Origin of the sequence: Rhodoferax antarcticus ANT.BR, assembly GCF_001938565.1 — a bacterium.
In the GTDB taxonomy this organism is placed as follows: Bacteria; Pseudomonadota; Gammaproteobacteria; order Burkholderiales; family Burkholderiaceae_C; genus Rhodoferax; species Rhodoferax antarcticus.
The window spans coordinates 116968-129743 of record NZ_MSYM01000017.1 but is presented as its reverse complement, the minus strand read 5'-3'; the positions used below and the strand labels follow the sequence as shown (position 1 = coordinate 129743).

The following is a 12776-nucleotide window of genomic DNA, read 5'->3' as shown; positions in this document are numbered from 1 at the left end:
ATGGTTTTTTGCGCCCAAGCGCTCCTATACTGTTCAGTGGTAGGCGCAGACCCTTCTGTACCCTATACAACAGGAGATGCGCACTCATGAGCTCTGTAGTACCCGACACGCTGGCATTACAGCGCCTCTACCATTGGGAGCAGACAGCCCCCAGTCGTGTGATCCTGATCCAGCCCATGGGCCAGGGCGTGATGAAAGAATTTACCTGGGCCGAGGTGGCCGACCAAGTGCGCCGCATGGCCGCGCACTTGCAGTCGCAGGGTTGGGAGCCCGGCTCGCATGTGGCCATTTTGTCCAAAAACTGCGCCTGGTGGCTGATGAGTGACCTGGCGATCTGGATGGCCGGGTATGTCTCGGTGCCGCTGTATCCCACGCTGGCGCATGAAACTGTGCACCACATCCTCACGCACAGCGAGGCCAAAGCCTGCTTCATCGGCAAGCTTGACGGCTGGGAAGGCATGAAGCCCGGCGTTGCGCTAGACATCCCCTGCATCAGTTATGCCTTGTCGCCGCCCGATGCCTGCAAGAACTACGAAGGTTGGGACGCGATCTGTGCACGCACCCAGCCACTGCAGGGCTCGCCAGTGCGTGGCGCCTGCGAGCTGGCGACGCTGATCTATACCTCGGGCACCACGGGCAGGCCCAAGGGCGTGATGCACAGCTTCGGCAGTTTCGCCTGGGCCATGGGTTCGGGCATGAAACGTGTTTCTATGAGCGACAAAGACCGTATGCTGTCTTACCTGCCGCTGGCGCATGTGGTTGAGCGTATGTTGGTCGAGCATGGCTGGTTGCGCGCGGGTATTCAGCTGTTCTTTGCAGATTCTCTCGACACTTTTACCGCCGATCTCCAGCGCGCCCAGCCAACGATTTTCGTCTCGGTGCCTCGCCTGTGGGTCAAATTCCAGCAGGGCGTTCACCACAAGCTGCCGCCAGCTAAGCTCAGTCGCCTCTTGTCCATCCCGCTGATTGGTGGCTTGGTGCGCCGCAAGGTGCAAAAGGCCTTGGGGTTGAACCTTTGCCGTGTCGCTGCGGTGGGCGCGGCACCCATGCCCTTGGCCTTGCTGCAGTGGTACAGCAAGCTGGGCCTGGACATCATTGAAGGCTATGGCATGACAGAAAACCTGGCCATTTCACACATGACTGTGCCCGGAACGAATCAGCAGGGCAGTGTGGGGGCCCCCTATGATGGCGTGGAGCACCGCATAGATACGGTCACTGGGGAAATCCAGATGCGCAGTCAGGCGCTGCTGCTGGGCTACTACAAGGAGCCAAAAGACAGCCGCGATACCTTGACGGCCGATGGCTGGCTGCACACCGGCGACAAGGGCCACATCGACGCACGGGGCTGCATGCACATCACGGGTCGATTGAAGGATTTGTTCAAAACCGGCAAGGGCAAATATGTGTCACCCGCGCCCATCGAAGAAAAACTTGGCACCCACGAGGCAGTAGAAGCCTGTATTGTGACGGGTGCCAACCTGGGGCAGCCACTCGCAATCGTGATGCTTAATGCCAACGCTGTCGCCAGTGCCGGTGAACCGCAGGGTAAAGCGGCGCTTGAGGCCTCGCTAACAGCGCACCTCGAGAGCGTCAATGCCGCCCTCGATCCGCATGAGCAGCTGCGGTGTCTCGTGCTGGTGACCATCCCTTGGACAGTGGACAACGATCTCATCACGCCCACCTTCAAGGTCAAGCGCAACCGCATCGAAGACACCTATTGCGCCAACTATGAGAACTGGGAGGCTTCGGGGAAGAAGGTGGTCTGGTACGGTGAGTAAAAAGCTTGCGCAGGCAGCCCTGCGCCGCTGCATTCAAGTTCGATGATCGTGCTCTTCTTCAAGCACCGGCTTGTAATCCCAGTCCCTCACGCCCTGAACGATCAGGTCGATATCAGCGGCCGGGACGCGTAACATTCTCATCGCCGTGGCGCCCAAGCGCAGGCTCGCTTCAATGGTTTCAGGGTAAGCGTGCGTGGCGCCAGCCGCGAGCAGCCGAGAACTTTCTTCCAAATCCCTGGCCCGGGCGATGACGGGGACGTGCGGGCCAGTACTTCTTACAAACGCCACAGTCCGCAACGCCACGTCGATATCGTTGACGGTGAGCACAACCAGGGCCGACCGCTCGACGTGAATCGTCGCCAGCAATTGCGGGTCGGAGATGTCGCCGTATAACACCTGGTGGCCGTCCACTCGTCCTTGCGCGACCCTGATTGGATCGAGGTCAAAAGCGATGCAACGGACGCCGCTCGTCTGCAGGAGCACGGCAATGGTGTGGCCAACACGGCCATAGCCACCAATCACCACCGGCGGGTCAGCTGCGTCCAGCGCAGGCAAAGGCGCGTTTTCCGAATCGCTGAGCTCAGTCCTGACCAGGCGCTGCGCGATGGCATGGTTGAAACGAATCAGCAGCGCCCCGACGATCATCGAAAACAGAACCGAGGTCAGGACGATTTGGCCTATCTGCGCATCGATTACCGTCGCATCAAGCGCGATTGCCAACAGGGCAAGTCCAAACTCGCCGCCTACCGACAGCAGCAGGCCGGTGCGCCATGCCGTCAGAGCGGTGATACCGCTGCGCCGCACCAACGCTGCCACCAGCAAGCATTTGCTCAGCAGCAACAGAAGGGCACCAAGCAAGGCCCAGTGCCAGATACGAGGCAGCGACGACGGATCGATCAGCATACCGATGCCGACGAAAAACAGGCCAAGCAGCACATCGCGAAACGGCCGCACGGTCGATTCAATCTGATGCCGGAACTCGGTCTCGCCCAGCATCATGCCAGCCAAAAATGCGCCAAAGGCGAGCGACAGACCCAGGCTGCTCGTTGTCCAGGCTGCCAGCAAGCTGACCAGCAGTACCGCTAGGGTAAAAACCTCGGCAGAGCGGCGTTCGGTCACCAGGCGGAACAGCGGGCGCAATAACCAGCGACCAGCAAAAAACACCAGCGCGAACGCCAACGCTGCCTTGGCGGCGGCCCAGCCAAGAGAGGTGGCTAGCACATCGGCACCAGCAGCCATCCCCAACACCGGTATCACAACAATAAAAGGAACCGCCGTGACATCCTGAAAAACCGACATGGCCATACCCAGGCGGCCGTGCGGGCTGTTTTCTTCGCCTTGTTCGGCTAACTGGCTGCCGATGATGGTCGAAGACGATTGCGCGAAAACGGCACCAATAACGAATGCGACGGTAGCCGGTATCCCGGCCAGCCAAAGCACAACAGCCACGATGGCAGTGGTCAGCGCCACCTGCGCCGTGCCGAGGCCGAGCACCTGGTGCCGCAAGGCGTGCAACTGCGGCAAGGAATAGCTCAGACCAATGGTAAACAGCAGAAAAACGACGCCGAATTCAGCCAAGGCCTTGAACTCTGGCACGTTGATCGTCGGCCCCACCGTATAGGGTCCAAGAATCACACCGACCAGCAAATAGCCCAAGCTCGTCGGGATATGCAGGCGCTGGAAGGCAACCACGACGGTGACGGCGACGGCCAAAAGCAAGAGGATTTGTGCGAGATGCGCCATCAGTTGGCTGGGCTCCTACCGCATGGCGGCGTCGAATTAATTGGCTGGGTGTGCAGAGTGCGGGTAACTACCTAGAATTGTAAGAAACCGTGCGCGCTCGTCCCATTCAGCGAAGTTGCTGATGGTGCCTCAATTCGATCCATCGTCACTGATCCGGAGGAAAAAGCCTTATGCGTTCATTCAATCACATCCTTGCCGCAACCGACCTTTCTGCACCGGCGCGGCACGCCGCCGAACGGGCTGCGTTGGTCAGCAAGGACACGGATGCCTCACTTGATTTGCTGCACGTGGCTAACTTCGCTCCACTGGAAAGGTTGCGGCTACTCATGGAAGCGAGTCCGGTGGAAATGGAAAAACAGGTGTTGGCTACGGCACTGCAGCGACTGCAAGAGCTTGCGGTGGGCCTGGGGCAACGCTACAACGTCTCAGCAGGTACCTACGCGGTGGCAGGGTACTTGTTGCCGGAACTCGCCCGGCAGTGTGCCGAACTGGACACCGATCTGCTGGTCTGCGGTGCCAAGGGCGAGAGTGTCCTGCGGCGCCTGCTGCTAGGGACGACGGCGCAGCGCATCCTGAATTCGACAAAGTGCCCGGTGCTGGTTGTCAAGCAAGCGCCGCATGAGTCGTACAAACGCTTGCTGGTGCCGGTCGATTTCTCACCTTCGTCGGTGCGGGCCATCCGCCACGCGCGCAGCATCGCGCCGCTAGCCGACATGGTGCTGCTGCATGCCTATGAGGTTCCGTTTGAGGGGCGGATGCGTTATGCCAATGTTGGCGATGAGATCATCAAGCACTATCGCGTCATCTCTAGGCAAGAGACCAGCGAAAAGCTTGATGCCCTATGCGATGAGGCGGGCTTGTCGCGCCACAAGCGTCACCAAGTTGTGTTGCAAGGTGATCCACGCTTGCACATTCTGGAGCAGGAGCAGGAATTGGATTGCGACCTGATCGTGATCGGCAAACACGGAAAAACTTTGCTCGAAGAATTGCTGTTGGGCAGCGTCACAGAGCACATCCTGACCGAGTCGCAGAGTGACGTTTTGGTGTCGGTATGAGATAAATCCGACCAGGAAACGCCGCACGCTGTCGGCGTTATTCCCGTGTTGTGTGTTTTGCCGGCTTCGCCAGCCAGTCAGAACCCGATGCGCAGCAAGCTGTAAGCAGTCACCAAGGTGGCCAACAGCGGCAAGCCATAGCAAATTAGCTTGGCACCGGTTCCCGCGTGAATGCCGATGTCATGCAGGCTGTGAAAAATGCGGTGTCCGGCATGCCAAAAAAACAGCGCGATAACTGCCAGAAGAAAACCCTTGCCGATGAAGTTGGTGGCTAGCGCATGCACATTGGCGTAACTCAGTACAGCGGGGCTGACGCCGACGCCAAGTGGTGCGCCAATGCCGGTGATGAACACCAGCGCCGCCCCAAACAGCGCCGACAACATGCCGCCAGCACCAAACAGAAGCCAAAAAACCGGCTCGTTGGAGCGTTTCAGTGGTTTGTTCATCGTCCCATCCCCCAGGCAAGCAGCAATAGGATGAGGCTGGCCAGCGCAGCAGCTACCAGCCCCGTCGTCGTGATGGCCGTGGCGCTGACACGCTTGCCACTCACCTTCATAGGTGGCAGCGTGATCGGCATGATTTTGAACCACGTCCAGGTGTGGTAAAGCATGGCCACCAGAATCGCCAGATGAAAGACGACGGACAGTGGGCTTTTAAGCGCTTCAACCCAGCCGTTCCAGGCGGCCTCGCCCTGCGACAGGCACACCACCCCCACCAGCAGCACGGCGGCGTAGGCGGCGACAAAAAACGCTGTGCCTTCGTGTAGCATGTACTTGACAAAGTACGGATTCTTTTTCCACCACCCGTCAGTGGGTCGCACATAAGGGCGGCGCTTGGATACTGCTTTGCTCATTTGCTTTCTCCTGGGATGCACGACAGACCCTTGGGGGACACAAAACGCAAGAAATAGTCTTTGGTGGCTTCGGTCTTGCCCATATTCACCGCATTCGCAGGGTCCACCTTCTTGGGGCACACCACAGAGCAATAGCCCACGGCGGTGCAATTGAACGCGCCTTCTTCGGCTCGCATTAGTTCATTGCGCACCTCGGAACCGCCATCGCGGCTGTCGACGTTGTAGCGGTGCAGCAGCGCGATGATGCCGGGCCCCAGAAACTTCGGGTTCAGCCCATACTGCGGGCACGCGGCATAACACAGCATGCAGTTGATGCAAGAGCTGAACTGTTCATAAACGTCGCGTTGGGTCGGCGTCTGCAGGTACTCGCCCTCGGCCAGCGTACGGGGTTCAGCCGGGATGATGTAGGGGTAAATGCGTTTAAGCTTTTCCATAAAGTCATCCATCACGACGACTAGATCGCGCTCGATCGGGAAGTGGTCCAGTGGCTCGATGGTGACTTTGCCGGGGTAGTAATTGCGCAAAAACGTCTTGCACGAGAGGCTGGGTATGCGGTTGACCATCATGCCGCAGCTGCCGCAGATCGCCATGCGGCACGACCAGCGGAAGCTCAGGCTGCCGTCGAGATAGTCTTTGATGTACTGCAGCCCCTGCAGCACCGACATGTCGTCGGTAAACGGCACCTTGAAGGTTTGCAGAAAGGGCTTCTCATCCTGCTCGGGGCGGTAGCGCAGCACATCAATCTCGATGATCCGCTGCGTTTCGGCAATCGGAACCACTTTTTTGAGGGGGGCAATGTCAGACATGGGTGGCATTCCTTTCCTGTGCTGTTTTGCGGTCCTTGTCGGCCTGCTCGCCAGCGGCGCCGTAAGCGCGGGTTCCCGGTTGGGATTTGGTGATCTTCACATCGCCGTAGTCGATGCGGGGTGCGTCTGCACCGTTGTAGTGGGCCTGGGTGTGCTTGAGAAAATTCACATCGTCGCGCGCCTCAAACCCGTCTAGGCGCTGGTGCGCGCCACGGGATTCCTTGCGGTTGATGGCTGAATACGCCATGGCCTGCGCCACGTCCAACTGGTAGCCGAGTTCAATCGCCAACAGCCATTCGCTGTTCCAGACGCTGGATTTGTCTTCGATGTTGACGTTTTTGAACCGCTCGCGCAGTTCGTCAATCTTGTCGCAGTTGGCCTGCATGCTGTCGCCCAGACGGAAGATGCCGCAGCCGTCCTCCATGGACTGCGCCATTTCCTTGCGCAAGTCAGCAATGCGTTCGGTGCCGTTGGTTTTGTTGACCATCGCCCTGATGCGTCGCTCGGCGGCTTGCGCTTGTTTGAGCAGCGCGCTCGACGTGCCAGCCCCGACGGACTTGGCAAACTTGGCGGCTTCAACCCCTGCCACCTTGCCAAACACACACAGTTCGGCCAAGGAGTTGGAGCCCAGCCGATTGGCCCCGTGGATGCCGACACTGGAGCATTCACCGGCCGCGTAAAGCCCCACCAGCGGTGCAGCGCAGTTGCCATCCACCAAGATACCTCCCATGGTGTAGTGCACCGCTGGGCGGACCGGAATTGGCGCATGGGCCGGGTCAACACCCAGAAACTCCTCGGCCAGCTCGTAAATTTGCGGCAGACGTTCGCGCAAGTAGGCTTCACCCAGATGGCGCAAATCCAGGTGCACCACCGAACCGTGGGGCCCTTCAATGGTGCGGCCCGTTTGCTGCTCGTACCAGAAGGCCTGGCTCAGGCGGTCGCGCGGGCCCAGTTCCATGGCCTTGTTGCGCGGCTTGTCTTCGGCCGGGCCCAGGCCATAGTCCTGCAGATAGCGGTAGCCGTCCTTGTTCAGCAGCAAGCCGCCTTCGCCCCGGCAGGCTTCGGTAAACAGCAGTCCGGTGCCCGGCATGCAGGTCGGGTGATACTGAACAAACTCCATGTCGCGCAGCGGCACACCGTGGCGGTAGGCCATGGCCATACCGTCGCCGGTAACGATGCCGCCGTTGGTGTTCTCGCGGAACACCCGCCCGGCACCCCCAGTGGCAATGATCACGGATTTGGCTTCAATCAGCGTGAAGTTTCCCGAAGCGATCTCGATCACCACAACGCCTTGGGTGCGCCCGTCTTCCACTACCAAGTCAACACAGAAGTGTTCGTCAAAGCGCTTGATGGACGGGTACTTGATGGAGGTCTGGAACAGCGTATGCAGCATGTGAAAGCCGGTCTTGTCTGCGGCAAACCAAGTGCGCTCAATCTTCATGCCGCCAAAGGCGCGCACGTTGACATGGCCATCTTCCTTGCGGCTCCAGGGGCAACCCCAGTGCTCCATCTGGATCATCTCTTCCCGGCACTGGCCGACAAAAAACTCCACCACATCCTGTTCGCACAGCCAGTCGCCACCACCCACGGTGTCATCGAAGTGATGGTCGAGGCTGTCATGTGCTTGGGTAACTGCGGCTGACCCGCCCTCGGCCGCCACGGTGTGGCTGCGCATCGGGTAGACCTTGGAGATCAGGGCAATCTTGAGTTTTGGATCGGCTTGCGCCACGGCAATGGCTGCTCGTAACCCGGCACCACCGGCACCCACAATGGCGACATCCGCTTTGAATACTTCCACGCTAGAGACTCCTTGCTGGTTAAGGCTTGCCTTAGGCGGGTCTGCTCAATGAGCTGCGCGGTGTGTTGCTTACGACTTTTTGAGCCAGTCCATCAAAGGCGGCCATCATTCTCTGACTGAGAACGCTATGCATTATCCCTAACTTAGCTCTGTGTTGACTAGCTGCGTGCGCTTTGACCTGAAGCAGGCATCCGGGCGCGCACCGTTGTCAGCGGAAATTTTTACGAAAAATTGGCCTCTAACCCTTGTTTTATATAGTTTCAATGCTGTATAAATTAACAAAAAAACGGGGCATTGCAGCCCCGTCGTCACCTCTTCAGCTTATCGTGAGGTCTAGAAAATCACGCCAGCAATGGCAATACCCACCGCAACCGATACCGCTGTGGCCACAATGCCCGGGATCATGAATGAGTGGTTCAACACGTACTTGCCAATGCGGGTGGTGCCTGACAAGTCGAAGTTGATGGCGGCAATCAATGAACCGTAAGTGGGGATAAAAAAGTAGCCATTAACCGCTGGGAACATGCCAATCAAAAATTGCGGTGGAATACCCAGTACCACGCCCAGCGGCATCAGCGCCCGGGTGGTTGCGGCCTGGCTATACAGCAGCACAGAGGCAAAGAACAAGCCAAGCGCAAACGTCCACGGTGCGGCCTTTGCCCAGTCGCCAATCGCAGGCACGATCACATCCTTATTGGCTGCGATGAAACTGTCGCCTAGCCAGGCTAGGCCAAAAATACCGATCACAGCCACCACACCGGCTCGCAGGGTGGCCGTTTTGGGAACATCGTCCACCGCCACCCTCGTCACCAGCAACATGACTGCGGCCACCGACATCATGACGATTTCGATCATGATGGGCATGGGCAGCGCACTCTTGGCACCGTCGAGTGTGCGCAGCGACGGGAAAAATCCAAACATCACCACCAAGGCCACACCAGACAGGAAAATGAAGGCAGAGAGTTTTGCTGCAGGTTTGAGGGGCGGGCGGTCTTCGACTGGCTTGGACACCGGAATGAGGCCTGCGGCAAGACGCTCTTGGTACACCTTGTCGTCTTTGAGGTCTTTGCCGATAAACATGGACACGATGGCTGCGGCAATCACACCGGTCAGGGTAGCGGGTACACAGATCATCAGAATCTCCGCCAGACCCCACTGGCCCATCCCTTTTTCAGCAAAAAGGCCAATCATGGCGGCGGTGGCGGCTGCGACCGGGCTGGCAGTAATGGCTTGCTGCGAGGCAATGGTGGCCACGGCCATCGGGCGTTCAGGACGAATGCCGCTTTGGTGCGCGGTTTCGTAGATCACCGGCAGCAGCGGGTAGACGATGTGGCCAGTACCCGCCAGAAATGTGAAGGTCCAGGTGGTGAGTGGCGCCACAATAGTGACGTACTTTGGGTTGGCCCGAATGATGCGCTCGGCAACCCGCACCAGAAAGTCAATCCCCCCGGCGGCCTCCATCACCGAGGCGGCCATGATGACCGCCAGGATGATCAACATCACATCAATGGGGGGCGAGGTGGGGTTGATGCCAAAGGCGACGATCAGCACCAACAGACCGACGGCACCCCACAGGCCAAGACCAACGCCAGAAGATCGTGCACCCATCCAGATGGCGGCAAGCACGACCACAAATTGAAGCATGATGGTAAGTGTCATGATGACTGTTCCTTCGATTTCTCAGAGTCAGGATTGATCAGGTTCTCGAATGAGAAAAGCTCGTCCCACCGCTCCTGCGTCAGCAGTTTTCGCTCAAGAACCACGATGTCGTGCAGTGACTTGCCGGTTTCGTGGCCCTCACGGGCGATCTCGCAGCATTGCTTGTAGCCAAAATGCGGCTTCAGCACGGTAATGATGCCCAGCGAGTTAAGCACCATGTCACGCGTGCGCTCAGCGTTGGCAGTGATGCCGTCAATGCATTTGACACGCAGAGTATTGACAGCGTTTTCCAGAGTACGCAGGGAAGTGAACAACGCATAAGTGATCACCGGCTCCATCACATTGAGCTGCAATTGCCCGGCTGATGCGGCCAGCGTCACCGTCAGGTCCATGCCGATCACCAGAAAACTGGTCTGGTTAACCGATTCGGGAATGACAGGATTAACTTTGCCCGGCATGATGGACGAGCCAGGTTGCATCTGCGGCAGGTTAATCTCGTTGAAGCCGCATCGCGGGCCAGAAGACAGTAGGCGCAGGTCGTTGCAGATCTTGGTGAGTTTGGATGCGGTGCGCTTAAACGCGCCCGAGAGCAGCACATAGGCGCCGGTGTCAGACGTTGCCTCGACCAGATCACCGGCCAAAATGAAGCGGGTCCCGGTAAGTTCCGACAGATAGTCTGTGGCCAGTTGGGGGTAACCCGGCGCAGCGGTGACCGAGGTCCCAATGGCGGTGGCACCCAGGTTGATTTCGTGCAGCAGCTGGCGCACCTCGGCAATGCGTTGCACTTCTTCGCCAATGGTGGTTCCCCAACCGCGGAACTCCTGCCCCAAAGACATGGGAACCGCGTCCTGCAGGTGAGTGCGACCCATCTTCAGCACCCGATCAAACTCCTCGGCCTTCCTGAAGAACGCAGCTTGCAGCTGTCGCAGGGCTTCGCTGTAGGCGCTCAGACGCAGAATCAGCGCCAGTCGAAAAGCGGTGGGGTAGACGTCGTTGGTGGACTGGCCGTAGTTGACGTGGTCGTTGGGGCTGACAAACTGGTATTGCCCCTTGCTGTGGCCAAGGTGCTCAAGCGCCAGGTTGGCAATCACCTCATTGGCGTTCATGTTGACGGAGGTACCAGCGCCGCCCTGAATGAAATCGGTGATGAACTGCTCACGGTATTGCCCGGCAATCAAAAGATCGCAGGCATGGATGATGGCATCGGCCACCTCTGGCTCCAGCACCTTGAGGTCGCGGTTGGCTTGGGTTGCCGCCTTTTTGACGTAGCCGAAGGCCCGGACAAACTCAGGCTCAGCCGACATCGGTATGCCGGTAATCTGAAAGTTCTCTTTGGCGCGCTGGGTTTGAACGCCGTAGTAGGCGTTGACGGGAATTTCCCGTTCACCAAGGAAATCTTTTTCGATGCGTGTGTCCATGAAAGCTCCGTTGGTTAAAAAAGCAGTTAATTCTAGAAGTCCAAAATAGACTCGTCACCTGCGATCATCTCGAGTTCTATCCTCTGTGCCGCGAATAAGACTTGGCGTCGAACGGGCAGACCGTCGCATCTAAGTGGCCATCAGCACCGGCATGGGGAAGGGTGCTGTGCCTGCAGGCCATCGAAAGCGTGGTTATCGACTGGTGGGATACTTAGCCTATGCGGTTGAATTTTCTATCCTTTCAGATATACATCGTCATCGGCAATGGCCCTATGGCTAGCCGCATCAAGCACGCCCTGCAAGTCTTTGCCCTGCCGGTGTGGTACCACCGCAGAGCGATACCGCCCGGTTTGCGCCCGGCTTCTGAGGCACAGCGGCGATGACCTTGTCTGACCTGAATCGGCGCAGCATCTGGCTAACCTTGCTAGCCATTTTTCTGTTTGCGATGGCGTTGCTGACCTGGTGGTGGCGCGGCACGCCGGTGGACGCGGTAGTGGTGCAGTCGCAAACGCTGGTGCGCACGCTGCAGTTCTCCGCCCGCGTGGCCAGTCAGACTCGAGTGGACGTGGGCAGCACACTCACTGGCCGGGTGGAGGCGGTTTTGGTGCTGGAAGGCGCCGCCGTGAAGCGGGGCCAGGTGCTGCTGCGCCTGGAGTCGCAGGAATTGAGTGCGGCGTTCAGCCAAGCTGAAGCGGCGGAGCGTCAGGCAGCGGCCCGGCTTGAGGGCTTGCGCAGCACCGGTCAGCTGTCGGCGCGGGCAGTGGTGAGCCAGGCTGAAGCGGTGGCACGGGCGGCACAGGCCGCCTGGGAGCGCACGCAACAACTGGTGGCACAAGGATTTTTGAGCGACGCCGCGCTGGACGAGGCTCGGCGCGCGCGCGACGTGGCCCAGGCCCAACTGGCCAACGCCCAGGCTCAGGCGAGCGCTAGCGGCGAGCGCGGTAGCGATCAGGCGCAGGCGCTGGCACAACTCGCACTGGCTCAGGCTGCGAGCCAAGCTGCGCAGGCGCGTCTGGCGCAGGCTGATGTGCTGGCGCCGACCGATGGCCGCGTGTTGCTGCGCGAGGTGGAGCCAGGGCAGATTGTGCAGCCGGGTAAGGTGCTGCTTGGCCTGGCGCTGGCCAGTCCGGTAGAGATTGTGGCGCCAGTCGACGAGCGTTTTCTTGATCAGCTGCGCGTGGGACAAAGCGCCTCGGTAGTCGCCGACGCCTTCGCTGAACAGCGTTTTAAGGCGCAGGTGGTGTCGATCGCGCCATCGGTGGATGCGCAGCGCGGCTCGGTCGAAGTCAAACTGACCTTGACCGAGGCGGCGCCAGACTTTCTGCGCGAAGACATGACCGTCTCGGTAGAGGTCGAGACGGCGCGGGTGAACAGCGCCCAAGTGTTGCCGCTGGCTGCCTTGCGCGCCGCCTCAAACACGGTACTGATCGACGAGGCAGGCCGCGCGCGCCAGCGAAGCGTGCGGCTAGGGTTGCGCACGCTGGAGGCTGTCGAGGTGGTCGATGGCCTCTCCGACGGTGACCAGGTGCTGGTGGGCGGCTCACTGCAGGATGGTCAGCGCGTGCGGGTGCGAGTACTGCCGTGGCAGCCGGGCCAGCGCGCAGGCGGTGCTGCTGCGCCCGACTCTGGCACCGCGCTCATCAATGCCATGTATCGCTGAGGCAAC

Annotated in this window: 10 protein-coding genes; 3 read left to right on the top strand and 7 right to left on the bottom strand. The window is 59.4% G+C overall.

The window, feature by feature from the left end; all coding sequences use genetic code 11:
• Window positions 1–86: 86 nt before the first annotated feature.
• Window positions 87–1778, top strand: coding sequence for an AMP-binding protein (locus BLL52_RS15505; protein WP_075587564.1), 1692 nt, complete (start codon window positions 87–89; stop codon window positions 1776–1778).
• Window positions 1779–1811: 33 nt separating this feature from the next.
• Here BLL52_RS15505 and BLL52_RS15500 read toward each other — a convergent pair whose 3' ends face one another.
• Window positions 1812–3521 carry a cation:proton antiporter domain-containing protein gene (locus tag BLL52_RS15500; RefSeq protein ID WP_173861781.1) on the bottom strand — a complete coding sequence of 570 codons (1710 nt, stop codon included), beginning with the start codon at window positions 3519–3521 and terminating at the stop codon, window positions 1812–1814.
• Between the two features lie 170 nt (window positions 3522–3691).
• On the opposite strand from BLL52_RS15500, the gene BLL52_RS15495 reads away from it, so the two are divergent.
• Window positions 3692–4576 (top strand): universal stress protein, encoded by an 885-nt coding sequence (locus BLL52_RS15495; RefSeq protein WP_075587562.1) that lies wholly within the window; start codon window positions 3692–3694, stop codon window positions 4574–4576.
• 77 nt (window positions 4577–4653) lie between these two features.
• Here BLL52_RS15495 and frdD read toward each other — a convergent pair whose 3' ends face one another.
• From frdD to BLL52_RS15465, 6 genes are all read right to left on the bottom strand, one after another.
• A complete protein-coding gene (gene frdD, locus BLL52_RS15490; RefSeq protein WP_173861780.1) occupies window positions 4654–5022 on the bottom strand; it encodes a fumarate reductase subunit FrdD in 369 nt (122 codons plus the stop codon).
• Window positions 5019–5429 (bottom strand): fumarate reductase subunit C, encoded by a 411-nt coding sequence (locus BLL52_RS15485; RefSeq protein ID WP_075587561.1) that lies wholly within the window; start codon window positions 5427–5429, stop codon window positions 5019–5021. The genes frdD and BLL52_RS15485 overlap by 4 nt, the downstream gene beginning before the upstream one ends.
• Window positions 5426–6235 (bottom strand): succinate dehydrogenase/fumarate reductase iron-sulfur subunit, encoded by an 810-nt coding sequence (locus BLL52_RS15480; RefSeq protein ID WP_075587560.1) that lies wholly within the window; start codon window positions 6233–6235, stop codon window positions 5426–5428. Before BLL52_RS15480 ends, BLL52_RS15485 begins: the two co-directional genes overlap by 4 nt.
• Window positions 6228–8033: a fumarate reductase (quinol) flavoprotein subunit gene (gene frdA / locus BLL52_RS15475; protein WP_075587559.1), complete on the bottom strand. Its 1806-nt coding sequence runs from the start codon at window positions 8031–8033 to the stop codon at window positions 6228–6230. Before frdA ends, BLL52_RS15480 begins: the two co-directional genes overlap by 8 nt.
• A 333-nt stretch (window positions 8034–8366) precedes the next feature.
• The gene (locus BLL52_RS15470) at window positions 8367–9692 is read right to left on the bottom strand and encodes an anaerobic C4-dicarboxylate transporter family protein (protein WP_075587558.1); all 1326 of its coding nucleotides are present in this window, start codon (window positions 9690–9692) and stop codon (window positions 8367–8369) included.
• Window positions 9689–11110, bottom strand: coding sequence for an aspartate ammonia-lyase (locus BLL52_RS15465; protein WP_075587557.1), 1422 nt, complete (start codon window positions 11108–11110; stop codon window positions 9689–9691). Before BLL52_RS15465 ends, BLL52_RS15470 begins: the two co-directional genes overlap by 4 nt.
• 379 nt (window positions 11111–11489) lie before the next feature.
• On the opposite strand from BLL52_RS15465, the gene BLL52_RS15460 reads away from it, so the two are divergent.
• Entirely contained in the window at window positions 11490–12770 is a 1281-nt protein-coding gene (locus BLL52_RS15460; protein ID WP_241839210.1) for an efflux RND transporter periplasmic adaptor subunit, read from the top strand.
• Window positions 12771–12776: the final 6 nt, after the last annotated feature.

Bases quoted from the DNA above. Each gene is read 5' to 3' on its own strand.
- BLL52_RS15460 (WP_241839210.1), top strand. From the start codon at position 11,490: ATGACCTTGTCTGACCTGAATCGGCGCAGCATCTGGCTAACCTTGCTA.
- BLL52_RS15505 (WP_075587564.1), top strand. From the start codon at position 87: ATGAGCTCTGTAGTACCCGACACGCTGGCATTACAGCGCCTCTACCAT.
- BLL52_RS15470 (WP_075587558.1), bottom strand. From the start codon at position 9,692: ATGACACTTACCATCATGCTTCAATTTGTGGTCGTGCTTGCCGCCATC.
- BLL52_RS15480 (WP_075587560.1), bottom strand. From the start codon at position 6,235: ATGTCTGACATTGCCCCCCTCAAAAAAGTGGTTCCGATTGCCGAAACG.
- BLL52_RS15500 (WP_173861781.1), bottom strand. From the start codon at position 3,521: ATGGCGCATCTCGCACAAATCCTCTTGCTTTTGGCCGTCGCCGTCACC.
- frdD (WP_173861780.1), bottom strand. From the start codon at position 5,022: ATGAACAAACCACTGAAACGCTCCAACGAGCCGGTTTTTTGGCTTCTG.
- BLL52_RS15495 (WP_075587562.1), top strand. From the start codon at position 3,692: ATGCGTTCATTCAATCACATCCTTGCCGCAACCGACCTTTCTGCACCG.
- BLL52_RS15465 (WP_075587557.1), bottom strand. From the start codon at position 11,110: ATGGACACACGCATCGAAAAAGATTTCCTTGGTGAACGGGAAATTCCC.
- BLL52_RS15485 (WP_075587561.1), bottom strand. From the start codon at position 5,429: ATGAGCAAAGCAGTATCCAAGCGCCGCCCTTATGTGCGACCCACTGAC.